Annotated in this window: 13 protein-coding genes; 11 read left to right on the forward strand and 2 right to left on the reverse strand. The window is 55.5% G+C overall.

The window, feature by feature from the left end:
* Positions 1–65: 65 nt before the first annotated feature.
* Both IPM59_00610 and IPM59_00615 read left to right on the forward strand, forming a co-directional pair.
* Positions 66–482, forward strand: coding sequence for a RidA family protein (locus IPM59_00610; GenBank protein ID MBK9214094.1), 417 nt, complete (start codon positions 66–68; stop codon positions 480–482).
* Between the two features lie 10 nt (positions 483–492).
* Positions 493–1563: an NAD(P)-dependent alcohol dehydrogenase gene (locus IPM59_00615; protein ID MBK9214095.1), complete on the forward strand. Its 1071-nt coding sequence runs from the start codon at positions 493–495 to the stop codon at positions 1561–1563.
* Positions 1564–1637: 74 nt separating this feature from the next.
* On the opposite strand, the gene IPM59_00620 is transcribed toward IPM59_00615, so the two are convergent.
* Positions 1638–3656 (reverse strand): FG-GAP repeat protein, encoded by a 2019-nt coding sequence (locus tag IPM59_00620; protein MBK9214096.1) that lies wholly within the window; start codon positions 3654–3656, stop codon positions 1638–1640.
* A 202-nt stretch (positions 3657–3858) separates the two neighbouring features.
* Here IPM59_00620 and IPM59_00625 point away from each other — a divergent pair, with 202 nt between their 5' ends.
* Positions 3859–4386 carry a DUF1697 domain-containing protein gene (locus tag IPM59_00625; protein ID MBK9214097.1) on the forward strand — a complete coding sequence of 176 codons (528 nt, stop codon included), beginning with the start codon at positions 3859–3861 and terminating at the stop codon, positions 4384–4386.
* Between the two features lie 8 nt (positions 4387–4394).
* Here the strand turns inward: IPM59_00625 and IPM59_00630 are convergent, their stop codons facing one another.
* Complete coding sequence (locus IPM59_00630; GenBank protein ID MBK9214098.1) at positions 4395–5456, reverse strand: class I SAM-dependent methyltransferase; 1062 nt, start codon at positions 5454–5456, stop codon at positions 4395–4397.
* A gap of 117 nt (positions 5457–5573) precedes the next feature.
* Here IPM59_00630 and IPM59_00635 point away from each other — a divergent pair, with 117 nt between their 5' ends.
* The 8 genes from IPM59_00635 to IPM59_00670 are packed head-to-tail and all read left to right on the forward strand — an operon-like array spanning position 5574 to position 13850.
* A complete protein-coding gene (locus IPM59_00635) occupies positions 5574–6098 on the forward strand; it encodes a 3-hydroxyanthranilate 3,4-dioxygenase (protein ID MBK9214099.1) in 525 nt (174 codons plus the stop codon).
* 6 nt (positions 6099–6104) lie between these two features.
* The gene (locus IPM59_00640; GenBank protein ID MBK9214100.1) at positions 6105–7100 is read left to right on the forward strand and encodes an amidohydrolase; all 996 of its coding nucleotides are present in this window, start codon (positions 6105–6107) and stop codon (positions 7098–7100) included.
* 43 nt (positions 7101–7143) lie between these two features.
* A complete protein-coding gene (locus IPM59_00645; protein ID MBK9214101.1) occupies positions 7144–7365 on the forward strand; it encodes a type II toxin-antitoxin system Phd/YefM family antitoxin in 222 nt (73 codons plus the stop codon).
* The gene (locus tag IPM59_00650) at positions 7362–7772 is read left to right on the forward strand and encodes a type II toxin-antitoxin system VapC family toxin (GenBank protein MBK9214102.1); all 411 of its coding nucleotides are present in this window, start codon (positions 7362–7364) and stop codon (positions 7770–7772) included. Before IPM59_00645 ends, IPM59_00650 begins: the two co-directional genes overlap by 4 nt.
* Positions 7756–9030, forward strand: a complete 1275-nt coding sequence (gene kynU / locus IPM59_00655; GenBank protein MBK9214103.1) for a kynureninase — start codon at positions 7756–7758, stop codon at positions 9028–9030. The genes IPM59_00650 and kynU overlap by 17 nt, the downstream gene beginning before the upstream one ends.
* 34 nt (positions 9031–9064) lie before the next feature.
* On the forward strand, positions 9065–11734 hold the full coding sequence (gene fdhF, locus IPM59_00660; protein ID MBK9214104.1) for a formate dehydrogenase subunit alpha: 2670 nt from the start codon (positions 9065–9067) through the stop codon (positions 11732–11734).
* Positions 11735–11787: 53 nt separating this feature from the next.
* Positions 11788–13119 carry an FAD-dependent monooxygenase gene (locus IPM59_00665; protein ID MBK9214105.1) on the forward strand — a complete coding sequence of 444 codons (1332 nt, stop codon included), beginning with the start codon at positions 11788–11790 and terminating at the stop codon, positions 13117–13119.
* Positions 13119–13850: a cyclase family protein gene (locus tag IPM59_00670; protein ID MBK9214106.1), complete on the forward strand. Its 732-nt coding sequence runs from the start codon at positions 13119–13121 to the stop codon at positions 13848–13850. Before IPM59_00665 ends, IPM59_00670 begins: the two co-directional genes overlap by 1 nt.
* Positions 13851–13854: the final 4 nt, after the last annotated feature.

Consider the following 13854-nt stretch of genomic DNA (forward strand, 5'->3'; position numbering starts at 1 on the left):
CGGAGTATCAGATGCACCTGCGGGCGAACACAGAGTAGTTTTTGATAGAATATCACCATCAAACGATGAACGACGGCGCGATCGAATCTACTCGAGCACCCGAGCCTGTGGGCCTGTATCCGCATGCCCGGCGCGTGGGAAATTTGCTGTTTCTTTCCGGCGTCGGCCCGCGTGAGCGTGGGACGAAAAAGATCCCGGGCGTCGAGCTGAATGACGCAGGCGAGATCATCTCATACGACATCGAAACGCAGTGCCGGTCGGTATTCGAGAACGTCAGGGCCATTGTCGAGGACGCCGGTTCTTCGTGGGAGAATATCGTCGATGTCACCGTCTTTTTGACAAATATGAAGGATGATTTTGCGGCGTATAATCGCGTTTATGCCGAGTATTTCGCGGATAATCGTCCGTGCAGAACAACGGTCGAGGTCGGCTCGCTGCCAACGCCGATCGCGATTGAATTGAAAGTGATCGCACTAATTTGAGGAGACAATAATGATAGGAACAGAAACATCTGGTATAGCGACAAAAGGCTTCGCAACGCACAGCAACGAGGCCAAATTTGAGCCGTTCAACTTCGCCCGCCGCCACGTCGGTCCGCACGACATACTGATCGACATCGCGTATTGCGGCATTTGCCACTCGGACATTCACCAGGCCAAGAACGAATGGCCCGACCTGATGCCTGCGAGGTATCCAATGGTCCCGGGCCACGAGATCATCGGCCGCGTCGCCCAGGTCGGCGACCAAGTAACGAAATTCACCGAAGGAGACGTCGCCGGTATTGGCTGTTTCATCGACAGCTGTCGCGAGTGCACAGCCTGCACCGGCGGTATCGAACAATACTGCATTAACGGTTCAGCATTCACCTACAACGGCACCGAAATGGACCGCGTAACGCCGACTTTCGGCGGTTATTCGGACAAATACGTTATCGACGAAAATTATGCGCTAAAGGTCAATAGCGACCTGTCGCCCGGTCTCGCTCCGCTGCTGTGTGCCGGCATTACGACATATTCACCGCTAAAACGGTTCAATGTTGGCCCGGGCACAAAAGTCGGTGTCGTCGGGCTCGGCGGGCTCGGCCACATGGGCGTGAAGCTTGCCAAAGCAATGGGTGCCGATGTAACGGTTTTCAGCACATCACCGGGTAAAGAGGACGATGCTCGATCACTCGGTGCAGACCATTTTGTCGTGAGCAAGGACGCAGAAGCAATGGTACCGCTGGCGAATTCGTTCAATTTTATCCTGGACACCGTTTCGGCGGCACACAACCTGATGCCCTATCTAGGCTTGCTCGGCTACGCCGGTACGATGGCCGTCGTTGGCGTGCCGGCGGAACCTACGATGTTCCACCAGGGTTCGCTCATCATGGGGAATCGTGCTCTTGTCGGATCGCTGATCGGTGGCATTCCGGAAACGCAGGAAATGCTCGATTTCTGCGCCAAGCACAACATTACTTCAGACGTCGAAGTGATCTCGCCGGATCGGATCGAAGAAGCGTACGACCGGACAATCAAAGCTGACGTCCGTTACCGGTTTGTGATCGATATGGGCAGGGCTTGATAAGAGGAATACGAACAAAAAGGTTGGCCGGGATGCTGAGCGCAGCCCGGCCATTTTCGTTTGTGTCTCCGATTCTAGTCAACCCGAAGGTTCGGAAGAGGCAGGTCGGTCGGGAGGCCAAACGGCTGGGCCGCTAGTCCCGACGTGCTCTGGTCCAGCCACCATGTCCCGTCGCGGTAAACTCCGAGATCGGCCTTGCCGTCGCCGTCGTAGTCAGCCGGAACCGGCAGGTCGGTCGCAATACCAAGGTAACCGTACCTAACCGAACCGCCGTTGGAGTTGAGGATATACCACACACCGTTCCTGAATACCGCCAGATCGGTCTTGCCGTCACCGTCGTAATCGGCCGGCACGAATGAGTCAGAAGCAAGGCCCCATTGAGCATAGCGAACGCTGGACGTGCCGCTTTCGAGAATGTACCAGAACCCGTTTGAGGGCCTGAACACAGCGATATCGGTCCTTCCGTCGCCATCGTAATCTCCGACAAGAGGTACGTCTCCATCGACGCCCCAGGGCGTCGTGACCCACGAGTCTGGAGGCGAACTTACCGAACGATAGAAGAAATAGCTCTGACCGCCGCCTGTGCCCGGCCTGAACACCGCTAGATCGGCCTTTCCGTCGCCGTTAAAGTCCCCCGAGATACTCGGATCGTCGCCGGTCCGGCCAAATTGCTGAATACTTACCGTCGAGTCTGAACTCTTGAGTATGTAGAAATTAGCCTTGTTCGGGTCGCTAGGTTCGTCACGCCAAACAGCGATATCTGTCTTACCGTCACCGTCGTAATCTGCGGGCGTGAGCACGTCAGTCGTAAGGCCCCAGTTCTGCGTCGCGACTGTGCCATTCGAACTTCGACGGATGTACCAATTGCGGTCGCTCGAACGAAATACGCCGAGGTCGGCCTTACCATCACCGTCAAAATCAAGGTCCGTCGGCCCTGCAGCGACCTCGTCTGCCAATGTGATACGGGCTATGCGATTGCGCGTTTGCCCATCAACTGATACAAACGAGCCGCCTACAAAGTACTTGCCGTCGCCGAGAGGGTCCAGAAATGCGGGACCATTGAAGCTGGACGCCGTCGTGCCGACGATCATGTCGCGAAACGTCGGGTCGAGCGTGCCGTCCGCGTTCAGGCGGGCCATATTCATTCGGTTTTGACCATTGACTGTCGGGAAGGCTCCCGCGATCAGGAGCTTTCCGCTGGGCAGGATCTCGGCCGCGTAAATGCCCGGATTGGTTCCCGGCCCAAATGCAACGGACGCAAATGTTGTATCCAGCGAAGCGTTACTGTTGAGACGAGCAATGTAATTCCTGCCTGTCTCCCCGCCGAGGCCCTGCACAGTGCCGGCCACATAGATCTTACCGTCAGGTAGCGGGACCATATCGTAAAAGGTTCCCGTGCCGGATATGGTAGGTGGCTGAAACGCGGTATCGACCGATCCGTCGAGGTTCAACCGCATAATGCCGCGTCGAGTCGAGCCATTCACCGTGGTGAACCCGCCGATGACATACATCTTATTAGAGGCCGCATCGTATACGACCTTGCTTGCAATACTATTCAATTCGGGCTCGACAAATGTGTTGTCGATCGACCCGTTAGTATTCAGTCTATAAACGCCCCACGAGATCGCGCTGCTGATACCGAGAACGATCTTTCCGTCCGGCATCAGGGCTCCGCGGCCCACGCCGTTACCGGACGTGATCCCGGCATCAAAAGTAGCGTCCACGGTAAAGTCTGCGTTCAGTCGCGCAACGCGCCGCCGAGTAAGGCCTCCGACGAGGTCAAAACCACCGGTGATAACAAACTTGCCGTCCGGAAGCGGAATGATCTGGTTAACGATGCCGCTTGGATTCGGTGAGACAAACGTCGCATCGCGCGTGCCGTCGGAATTTAGCCTCGCCAGATAGCCGGTGGTCACGTTCCCGATCTTGGTCACATTGCCGCAAATGAGGATCTTGCCGTCAGGTAGTTTATGAGCCTGATATACCGGCAGGTCGGCGTTCGGATTAAATGCATCAAGCGTCTGTGACACCGCCGTTGCCGCTGCCAGGGCAACAATTGCCACTATACTGATCAACACCGCTTTCTTCTTCATGTCTTGAGTCCTCCGTTGAAAAATAGTTGTCTTTGCATCTATATGCGGAAAAACTGTCGAAACCACGACAAGATTTTTGTTCGCGATGTCGTACTCTTTTCCGGTAATGTCTTAATTTGGATATATTCGTGCATTCGTGGCCAACTCTTTTGAACGCGTACTTAGCCACGAATGCACGAATTACGACACTATCTATTTTCCTATGCGGTATATCGCTCTGCTCCGCGGCATCAATGTCGGCGGAAACACGATGATAAAAATGTCAGAGTTGGTGGCCCTATTCGAATCGCTTGGATTCGTCGGGTTAAAGACATACATCAATAGCGGCAACATTAGGTTCGATTCACCAAAGGTCGCCGAAGAAAAGATTGTCGGAAAGATCGAAAAGGCACTAGAAGGGCGCTTTGGCCGGGCGATCTCGGTGATGGTTAGGGAACAAAGCGCGATCCGCGAGATACTCGCCGCGAATCCATTCGAAGGGCAGTTTGAGAGCCATAAGGAAATGCACGTGCTCTTTCTTAAGGAAAAAATGCCGGCGGATAGGGTTAGTGAATTGATGGACTCAGCACCGCCTCAGGAGCGTTTTGCTGTTCGGGGCAGAGAGATCTACTGCCATCTGCCGATGGGCGTGGCTGACAGCTATCTCGGCAGAGGACAGTTTGAGAAGAAACTAAAGGTTTCGGTGACGGCTCGCAATTGGCGAACTGTCGAAACCCTGGCAAATCTTTGAGCCTCTGCCTACGGACGGGCTTCCAGGATCAGATTGAACGGCGTCTCAGTCGCACGACGAAAACTCGAGAAACCACCATTCAATGCCACGTCACGCAGTCGCGACTCACCGGCCTGGGCCCCGAGACCGAGGCCAACCTCCTGCGACCGCGACGCCGGCGTGCAGATGATCGTCGAAGCAGAATAGTAAACGCGGCCGACCGGATTATGATTGTCCTCGTGACGGTCGTTGGCAAAGGGCTCGACTATCATCCACGTTCCATCATCCTTCAGTGCACCTTTTACATGCTCTGCCGCACCTACCGGGTCGCCCATGTCGTGCAAGCAGTCAAAGAATGTGACCAGGTCATAATCGGTCCCGGGAAAATCCTTTGACGCCGCCACTTCAAACCTGACCCGATCGCCTACGCCGGCGGCATCGGCCCGTTCGCGGGCCTGTTCTATCGACCTGTCGTGGTAGTCAAAGCCGATAAACTCGGAGTTCGGATATGCCTTAGCCATGATGATGGTCGATGCTCCAAGGCCGCAGCCCACGTCGGCTACCTTTGCCCCTGACTTGAGTTTCTCCTCGACCCCATCGAGCGCGGGTATCCACGAGCTGACCAGATGAGCATTGTAACCGGGCCTGAAGAATAGTTCCGTGCCGCAAAACAGGTCGGCATCGTGCTCGTGCCACCCAAGGCCTTCACCGGTCTTAAACCGCTCGACCATCTTGGGAACAGCCTTTAGTGCCGCAGCCGCAAGGACGAACGCTCCCGGAGCGTAGACGGGACTGGCATCACTCGTCATAATGAACGCCTGCTCATCCGTCATGTAGTAGGCGTCGTTCTCAGGGTCATAGCATACATAGCCGCTCGCCGCATTGGCATTGAGCCATTCGCGAATGTAGCGCTCGTTAGTGCCGGTTCGGCTTGCCAATTCTGCTGGCGTCACACGTTCGTTTGGCGTCCCCATCGCTCGGTAAAGGCCCAGCTTTTCGCCAATGATTATCGAGCCGGCACTGATCGTAGCTCCTACATCGGACACGAACCGCCCCAAAAGTTCGTTCAGTTTCTCTTCATTGATCTGAATATCGCTCATTTTTGCCCTCCCAAAAATGCGTTCGAGGTGCGTGAACGGTCCACACGCACCTGATTATCTGTAGTTGACCGTTTGGGTTTATAATAGCGCCAAACACTCAACAAGGATATGCAGATCCGAAGGCCATTCAACTTCAACCAGTGGATAGACGAGCATCGCCATCTGCTTAAGCCGCCGGTTGGGAATCAGTGTGTTTATGCGGACGATGATTTTATCGTGATGGTTGTTGGCGGGCCGAATTCGCGTAAGGATTATCATTGGGACGAGGGCGAGGAACTTTTTTATCAGCTCGAAGGCGATATAAAGGTGCAGATACAGGAAGACGGCAAGCCTGTCGAGGTGCCCATCCGCGAAGGCGAAATGTTTCTTTTGCCGCCGCGAATTCCGCACAATCCGATCCGCGGCGAGAATACGGTCGGACTCGTTATCGAGCGCAAACGCCGCGAGGGCGAACTCGACGGATTGATGTGGTTTTGCGAAAAGTGCAATAACAAGCTCTACGAAGAGTATTTCCAGCTTGGCGACATTACCACGCAGTTTCAGGGTGTTTTCAAAAGGTTCTACAGTGACGAAAGTCTCTGCACATGCAAAAACTGCGGTGCGGTGATGGAACCGCCGCCGGTCGTTAGCTAAACCGCGATGCTAAAGATAGACGTTCACACCCACATCCTCCCGCGCGATATCCCGCGCTGGAAGGACAGGTTCGGATATGGTGGCTTTATCTGGCTCGACCATTACAAGCCCTGCTGCGCTCGAATGATGCGTGACGACGGCGTTTCGTTTCGCGATATCGATTCTAATTGCTGGTCTGCCGAAAAGCGCATTGAGGAATGCGATGCGTCGGGCGTAACCGTTCAGGTCCTCTCGACCGTGCCCGTAATGTTCAGCTACTGGGCCGAGCCAGAGGACGGCGCCGAGATCGCGAGATTCCTCAACGACGACATCGCTGAGGCTATCGGGAAGTTCCCGGAACGCTTCGTCGGCCTCGGAACTGTTCCGATGCAGGATCTTGACCTTGCGATCCGCGAGCTTGAGCGGTGTAAGGAAATCGGCCTCGTCGGCGTCGAGATAGGAACCAACGTAAATCAGCTGAATCTCGGTGAGCCTCAGTTCTTTGACTTCTTCGCCGCATGCGAGAGGCTCGGCATGGCGATCTTTGTCCATCCATGGGACATGATGGGTGAGCAGGACATGCAGAAATATTGGCTGCCATGGCTCGTCGGGATGCCGGCCGAGGTTTCGCGGGCGATCTGTTCGCTGATATTCTCCGGCACGCTCGAGCGGCTGCCAAATCTGCGTATCTGCTTCGCCCACGGCGGCGGAGCGTTTCCCGCAACGCTCGGCCGCATCGATCATGGCTTCAACGTCCGCCCCGACCTTTTCGTCGACAATCAGCACAGCCCTCGGAAATATCTGAGCCGGATGTACTTCGACTCGCTCGTCCACGAGCCTGCGAAACTCGACTATCTCGTCAAACTTGTCGGAGCTGATCAGGTGATGCTCGGCAGTGACTATCCATTCCCGCTTGGCGAAGCCGAGCCCGGAAGGCTCATTGAATCAATGGATTATGACCAGTCGATCAAGGAAATGCTGCTCTACGGAGCGGCCCTTAACTGGTTGAATATCTCACAATAACTTTGACTTGACTAGCTAGTCTGACTAAGACCATAATCAAATTGTGAAAGTAAGCGTTTACGAGGCAAAATCCAAGCTCAGCCAGATGATCAATCGTGCCCTCGAAGGCGAAGAGGTCATTATCACTCGCAATGGTGAAGAGACCGTCCGACTGACCCCAGTCCCCAAAAAGAACAAGCGGGACTGGATCGGAATGTACGACGGACAGATCCACATACATGACGATTTCGACGATCCGCTGCCGGAATTTGAAGAATACTCGTGAGCATCCTCATCGACACGCACATACTGCTGTGGGCGGGCGGTATTGAAAGACGTCTTTCCACCGCAGCCCGTGGGCTCCTGGAAGATCCTGAACTACCGGTCTTTTTTTCGGCTGTCAGTGCGTGGGAGATAGCGATAAAATGGTCCAAAGGACGTTTGGATCTTCCCGGTCCGCCTTCTGAGATCGTTGATAATTTGGTTTCGGCTGCGGGCCTGACCAAGCTGGCAGTTACGCAGGACGACGCGTTGAGCGTCGCCGAGCTACCTTATCATCACAAGGACCCATTCGACCGGCTGTTGGTCGCCCAGGCACGTCGACACGGCCTTAGATTAATGACTGCCGACCCGGCCCTTGAGCGATATGACGTTGATGTGATCGCTCTCTGGCTCAATGATGACGATGAATGACCTTTGCCAGATAATGAACTCGGCAGAATCGGACACTCTTGATCCGCTTAAGAGTTTTCGCGACCGCTTTCATTTTCCTGAACCGGTGAACGGCATCGAGCCGATCTATTTTACCGGCAATTCGCTGGGGCTGATGCCTAAGAAGGCTCGTGAGTATGTCGAGCAGGAACTCGCCGACTGGCAGCGGCTGGCGGTCGAGGGACATCTGCATGCGCGAAAGCCGTGGCTGCCGTACCACGAATTCCTGACCGAACAGATGGCGGCGATCATCGGCGCTCAGCCCGTCGAGACCGTGGTGATGAACTCGCTGACTGTCAATCTTCACCTGTTGCTTGTCTCGTTCTATCGGCCGACAGCCGAACGGCACAAGATCGTGATCGAAAAGGGTGCCTTCCCGTCAGACCGTTACGCGGTCGAATCGCAGATCAAGTTTCACGGCTTTGATCCGGCCACGTCGCTCATCGAGGTCGCACCGCGCGAGGGCGAATCGACCCTTCGGACTGAGGATATCATTGCACTGATCGAGCGCGAGGGCCGGTCAATAGCCACGATCATGTTCGGCGGTGTGAACTATTACACAGGCCAGGCATTTGATATGCGAGAACTTACTGCCGCCGGGCATCGCATCGGAGCGACGGTCGGATTTGATCTCGCCCACGCCGCGGGCAACATCGAGCTAAGAATGCACGACTGGGACGTGGATTTCGCGGCGTGGTGCTGTTACAAGTACCTGAACGCCGGCCCCGGCGCGGTAGCGGGCGTATTCGTTCATGAGCGGCACGCCGATCGTGCTGAAATACCACGTTTTGCGGGTTGGTGGGGCCACGACAAGGCGACGAGATTCCAGATGGGGCCCGATTTTCATGTGCTTAGAGGCGCCGAGGGCTGGCAGCTCTCAAATCCACCGATCCTGCAGATGGCCGCTCTTAGAGCATCACTCGAGGTATTCGCGGAGGCTGGTATGCAGGCGTTGATCGTTAAGTCGAGAAAGCTTACCGGCTATCTTGAAAGCCTCGTTCACGAGATCGGTGATGATCGGATATCAATTGTTACGCCTTCGGATCCCGCCCAGCGTGGCTGCCAGTTGTCGATACGCGTTCGTGGCGGCGACCGGACGCTGCACGAGAGGCTCACGCAGAATGCCGTTTACGCCGATTGGCGCGAGCCGGATGTAATCCGCGTAGCGCCGGTGTCGCTCTATAATTCGTTCGCGGATGTTTCTCGATTTTCGCAAATCCTTCGGTCGGCGCTAACCTAGACAAAGAACCGCGGAGAGATCGGGATAACCAGCCATGATCCGGGCAAAGATCAACGGTATCGAAAGGGAGTTTGCCGACGGCACGAGCGTGCTCGCTGCGGCGCGCGAGCTTGGCATTAAGATTCCGACGCTGTGCAACGACGAACGCCTTGCACCGGTGGGCGCGTGCCGGATGTGTTTGGTTGATATAAGAGGGCGTAGCAACCCGGCAGTTTCATGCACGACGCCACTCGCCGACGGCATGGAGGTCGAGACCCACAGCGAATCGGTCGAGACCGCCCGCCGATGGAACCTTAGAATGCTCGCCCGCGATTATCCGGCAGCCTCCTTCGCCGCGTATCCTGAAAAACCTTTTCACAAACTGGCCAGAGAATATGGCCTTGCGGCGGGAGATTTTCGTTCCGATGAGGCCGGGCAGCCTGACGATTCTCAAACATACATCGCGGTCGATATGTCGCGCTGCATCAATTGTTATGCATGCGTTAGGATCTGCGCCGACGTCCAGGGGCAGTTCGTTTGGCATGTGGTTGGCCGAGGTGAAGATTCGCAGATCGTCCCCGACTCTTTCGGATCATTCGGTGACAGTACGTGTGTCTCGTGCGGAGCCTGTGCGGATGCCTGTCCGTCAGGTGCCATAGAGGACAAATCCGTGATCGCAAGCGGTTTTCCGACAGAATGGACCAAAACGACCTGCCCGTACTGCGGCACCGGCTGTGAGATGAATGTCGGCACGCGCGATGACCGAGTGGTTCAGATCCGCCCGGTGCTTGATGCACCGGTAAACTACGGCCACTTATGCGTCAAGGGCCGCTATGCGCATCAATTCATCGACGCCGAAGACCGCGTCACGGAGCCAATGATCCGTGAGAATGGCGAATGGCGCACGGTACCGTGGGATGAAGCGATCGCTTTTACTGTCGACAAGCTTAAAGGATTGGTCGCCGAATATGGCAAGGAATGCGTAGCAGTTCTAGGCTCGGCCCGGGCGACCAACGAAGAGAATTATCTCGCTCAAAAATTTACACGCGTCGTATTGGGCACGAACAATGTTGATTCGTGCGCCCGCGTCTGCCACACGCCAACGGCCGCGGCAATGAAGATGATGATCGGCACGGGCGCGATGACAAACTCGTTTGACGACATCGAAAAAGCGCGAACGATCATCATCTGTGGGGCAAACCCCAGCGAGAATCATCCTGTCCCCGGAGCCCGTATCAAGCAGGCTGTACTCAGACACGGAACTAATCTAATTGTGATAGATCCGCGAAAGACGGAACTCGCCCGGATCGCAACCGTCCACCTTCAGCTCCGGGCCGGAACTAACATTCTGATGTTCAATGCGCTGGCCCATACGATCATTGAAGAAGGCTTGGCCGACGAGACGTTCATTTATGAGCGCGTGGACGAGTTTGACCAATTCAAAGCCTTTGTCGCTGAGTATTCACCTGAGGCAGTCGCGGATCGCTGTCAGGTAGATGCCGAACTTATCCGAAAAGCGGCACGGATCTACGCAGCCGAAAAGCCGTCCATGGCCCTGCACGGCCTGGGCATGACGGAGCACCTGCAGGGGACGGAGGGCGTGATGACGATCGTCAACCTGGCACTCCTCACCGGTAACATCGGCAAGCCCGGTACAGGCGTCAATCCGCTCCGAGGACAAAACAATGTTCAGGGCTCTGCTCACATGGGATGCGACCCGGGCATTCTAACCGGATCGGTTGCCGTGGAGATCGGCCGCGAGCTGTTTGAGAGCGTGTGGCAGCGGCCGGTCCCATTGGCACCAGGGCTGAATCAACTTCAGATGATGGACGCCGCACGTGACGGCAAGCTCAAGGCCCTCTGGACCATCGGCTACGACGTCCTTATGTCAAACGCCAACACTCATGAAACGGCGAAGGCATTCGCCAATATGGACCTCGTGATCATTCAGGACTTCTTCATGAATGAGACAGCAAAAAGGTTCGGAACTGTTTTTCTGCCGGCAACCACGTCATTTGAAAAGGACGGCACATTCATGAATGGCGAGCGGCGCATCCAACGCATCCGGAGATCGGTATCGTCACGCGGCAGTTCGCGTTCGGACCTTGAGATCGTGTGTGATATGGGCCGTGCGATGGGCTTTGCCGCAGATTTCGCCTTTGAGTCGGCCGAGGATGTCTGGAATGAGATCCGTGAGGTTTGGCCGCCGGGATACGGGATCACATATGACCGAATTGAGGAAGCCGGGCTTCAGTGGCCATGTCCGGACCTGAACCACCCGGGCACGACTGTGCTGCACGGCGACACCTTCTCTAATGGCAAGACGGCGGCACTCCGAAGGATCAAGTATCGTCCCACAAAGGAAGTTGTATCAGACGAGTTTCCGTTCCTGCTGACCACTGGCCGTGTCCTCGAGCAATTCAGCGCCGGAACGATGACCATGCGAACGCCAAATCGCGAGATCCGGCCGACGGACACTCTGATGATCTCAAGGCCGGATTCTGAGCGGCTTTCCCTCACTACAGGAGAACTCGTCCGCCTCCGCAGCGCCTATGGCCAGGCAACGCTGCCGATCGAGATCAGCCATAAGGTCCGCGAAGGTGAGCTTTTTGCCTCATTCCACGATCCGGCCGTGGCCCTCAACTATGCAACCGGCCCGACGCGCGACCGTTTTACACAGGCTCCGGAGTTCAAGGTCACAGCCGTTCGCGTCGAGAAGCTCTGACTCGTCCGGCTCTTGGCGTTCAGCCGCCCTCTATGCTCAAATTGCGTTAAAGTATGCCGCATGTCGCGATTATCGGAGCCGGCCTTGCCGGTTCTCTGCTGTCGATCTATCTCGCAAAACGCGGGATCGAGGTCGATGTGTATGAGGCACGCGGTGACATGCGTAATGAAGAGGTCGCGGCCGGCCGCTCGATCAATCTTGCGTTATCCGATCGCGGTATCGCGGCGTTGAGCGGAGTCGGGATGGACGAATATATGCTCGCCGAAGCCGTGCCGATGTATGGCCGGATGATCCATTCGACAGCAGGCGAGACCAAGCTGCTGCCATACAGCGGCCGGCAGGGCGAATATATCAATTCCGTTTCGCGTGCCGGCCTGAATATCGCACTGATCAATGAGGCCGAGGAGCATGCGACTGTCAGGTTTCATTTCAATATGCGCTGTGTCGGTTTTGACTGCATCGCAGGCACTTCTAAATTCTCAGATGGGCAGGTGGTCTCGGCTGATACGGTTATCGCAACGGACGGTGCCGGCTCGGCCGTCAGGACAGCGATGCTCAACGGAGGCGTCGAGCGGTTCGATTTCTCTCAGGATTGGCTCGAACACGGCTACAAGGAACTGCATATACCACCTGCCGACGGTGGCGGTTTTCGCCTCGAGAAGAACGCCCTGCATATCTGGCCTCGTCATCAGTTCATGATGATTGCGCTGCCGAATTCTGACTGTAGTTTTACATGTACGCTGTTCCTGGCACATGCGAACGCCGATACCTCCTTCGATAAGCTGACGAACGACACAGAAGTGCTGAATTTCTTTGACCATCAGTTCCCGGACGCCCTGCCGCTGATGCCAACACTCGTTGAGGATTTTTTTCACAATCCGACCGGCAACCTCGGCACGATCAAGTGTTGGCCGTGGAATGTCAAAGGCAACGCGCTGCTCCTCGGCGACGCGGCCCACGCGGTTGTTCCCTTTTACGGTCAAGGAATGAACTGCGCTTTTGAAGATGTCCGCATACTTGACTCTCTCATCGCAACGCACGGCACCGATTGGCCGACGATCTATGAAGAGTATGGTGCTCTTCGCAAAGTCAATACCGATGCTATCGCGGACATGGCCGAAGAGAATTTCTACGAGATGCGCGACCGCGTCGCCGACCCCGTTTTCCAACGAAAACGTGAATTGGAGACGCGTATGGAACAAACATTTCCGGACTATTTTTCTAAGTACTCGATGGTCACCTTTCGCGAAGATATGCCGTATTCGATCGCGAAAGAGAAAGGTAATGCTCAAGACCGGTTGCTAATGCGGATCTGTACTGATGTCGCTGACGTAAGTTCGCTCGACCTTGATGCGGTGAGAGAACAGTTGGCAGGGCTAACGTGATGAACGACGGATACACGATGATAGCCGACCTCTCGATACCGATGCGGTTCGGAGGGCTGCAGCCAAATGCCTTTGGCGCTCCGGAGGCTGTCTCCACCCCACTGGGCGATACGCGAACAGGCTCCAGCGTGAACTACGAGCAATATACGCTGATCCCGCATTGTAACGGAACGCATACTGAATGTGTCGGCCATATAACCGACGAACGGATCTCCATTCTGGATTGTCTGCGCGACGTAATCATGCCCGCTCTATTGGTCTCGGTAGAGGCAAGTGCCGCAGAGAATGGCGACCTGGTGCTCACGGCGGATACCCTTCGCTCGGCCGGCCTAGAACGTGCTCCTGATGCGGCGGCGCTGATTGTCCGCACTCTGCCAAATGACGATGCAAAACTCTCGACGCGATACGATGCCGAGCATATCCCGCCCTATTTTACGGCTGAAGCAATGGAGTTGATCGTTATATGCGGCTTTACGCATCTATTAACTGATCTGCCATCGATAGATAGGCTGTATGATCAAGGTAAATTAGTAAACCACCGTATTTTCTGGAGTACTCCCACAGGGTCATCTATATATTCGTCTAGTCGTATATATGCGACGATCACCGAACTGATCTATGTCCCAAGCGAGGTTCAAGACGGCCGATATGCGCTAAATCTGCAGATCGCACCATTCGCAGCCGATGCAGCCCCGAGCCGTCCGATCCTATTGTCAGAGATGCTTACATAAACCG

The organism is Chloracidobacterium sp. (assembly GCA_016715795.1).
GTDB lineage: Bacteria > Acidobacteriota > Blastocatellia > Pyrinomonadales > Pyrinomonadaceae > OLB17.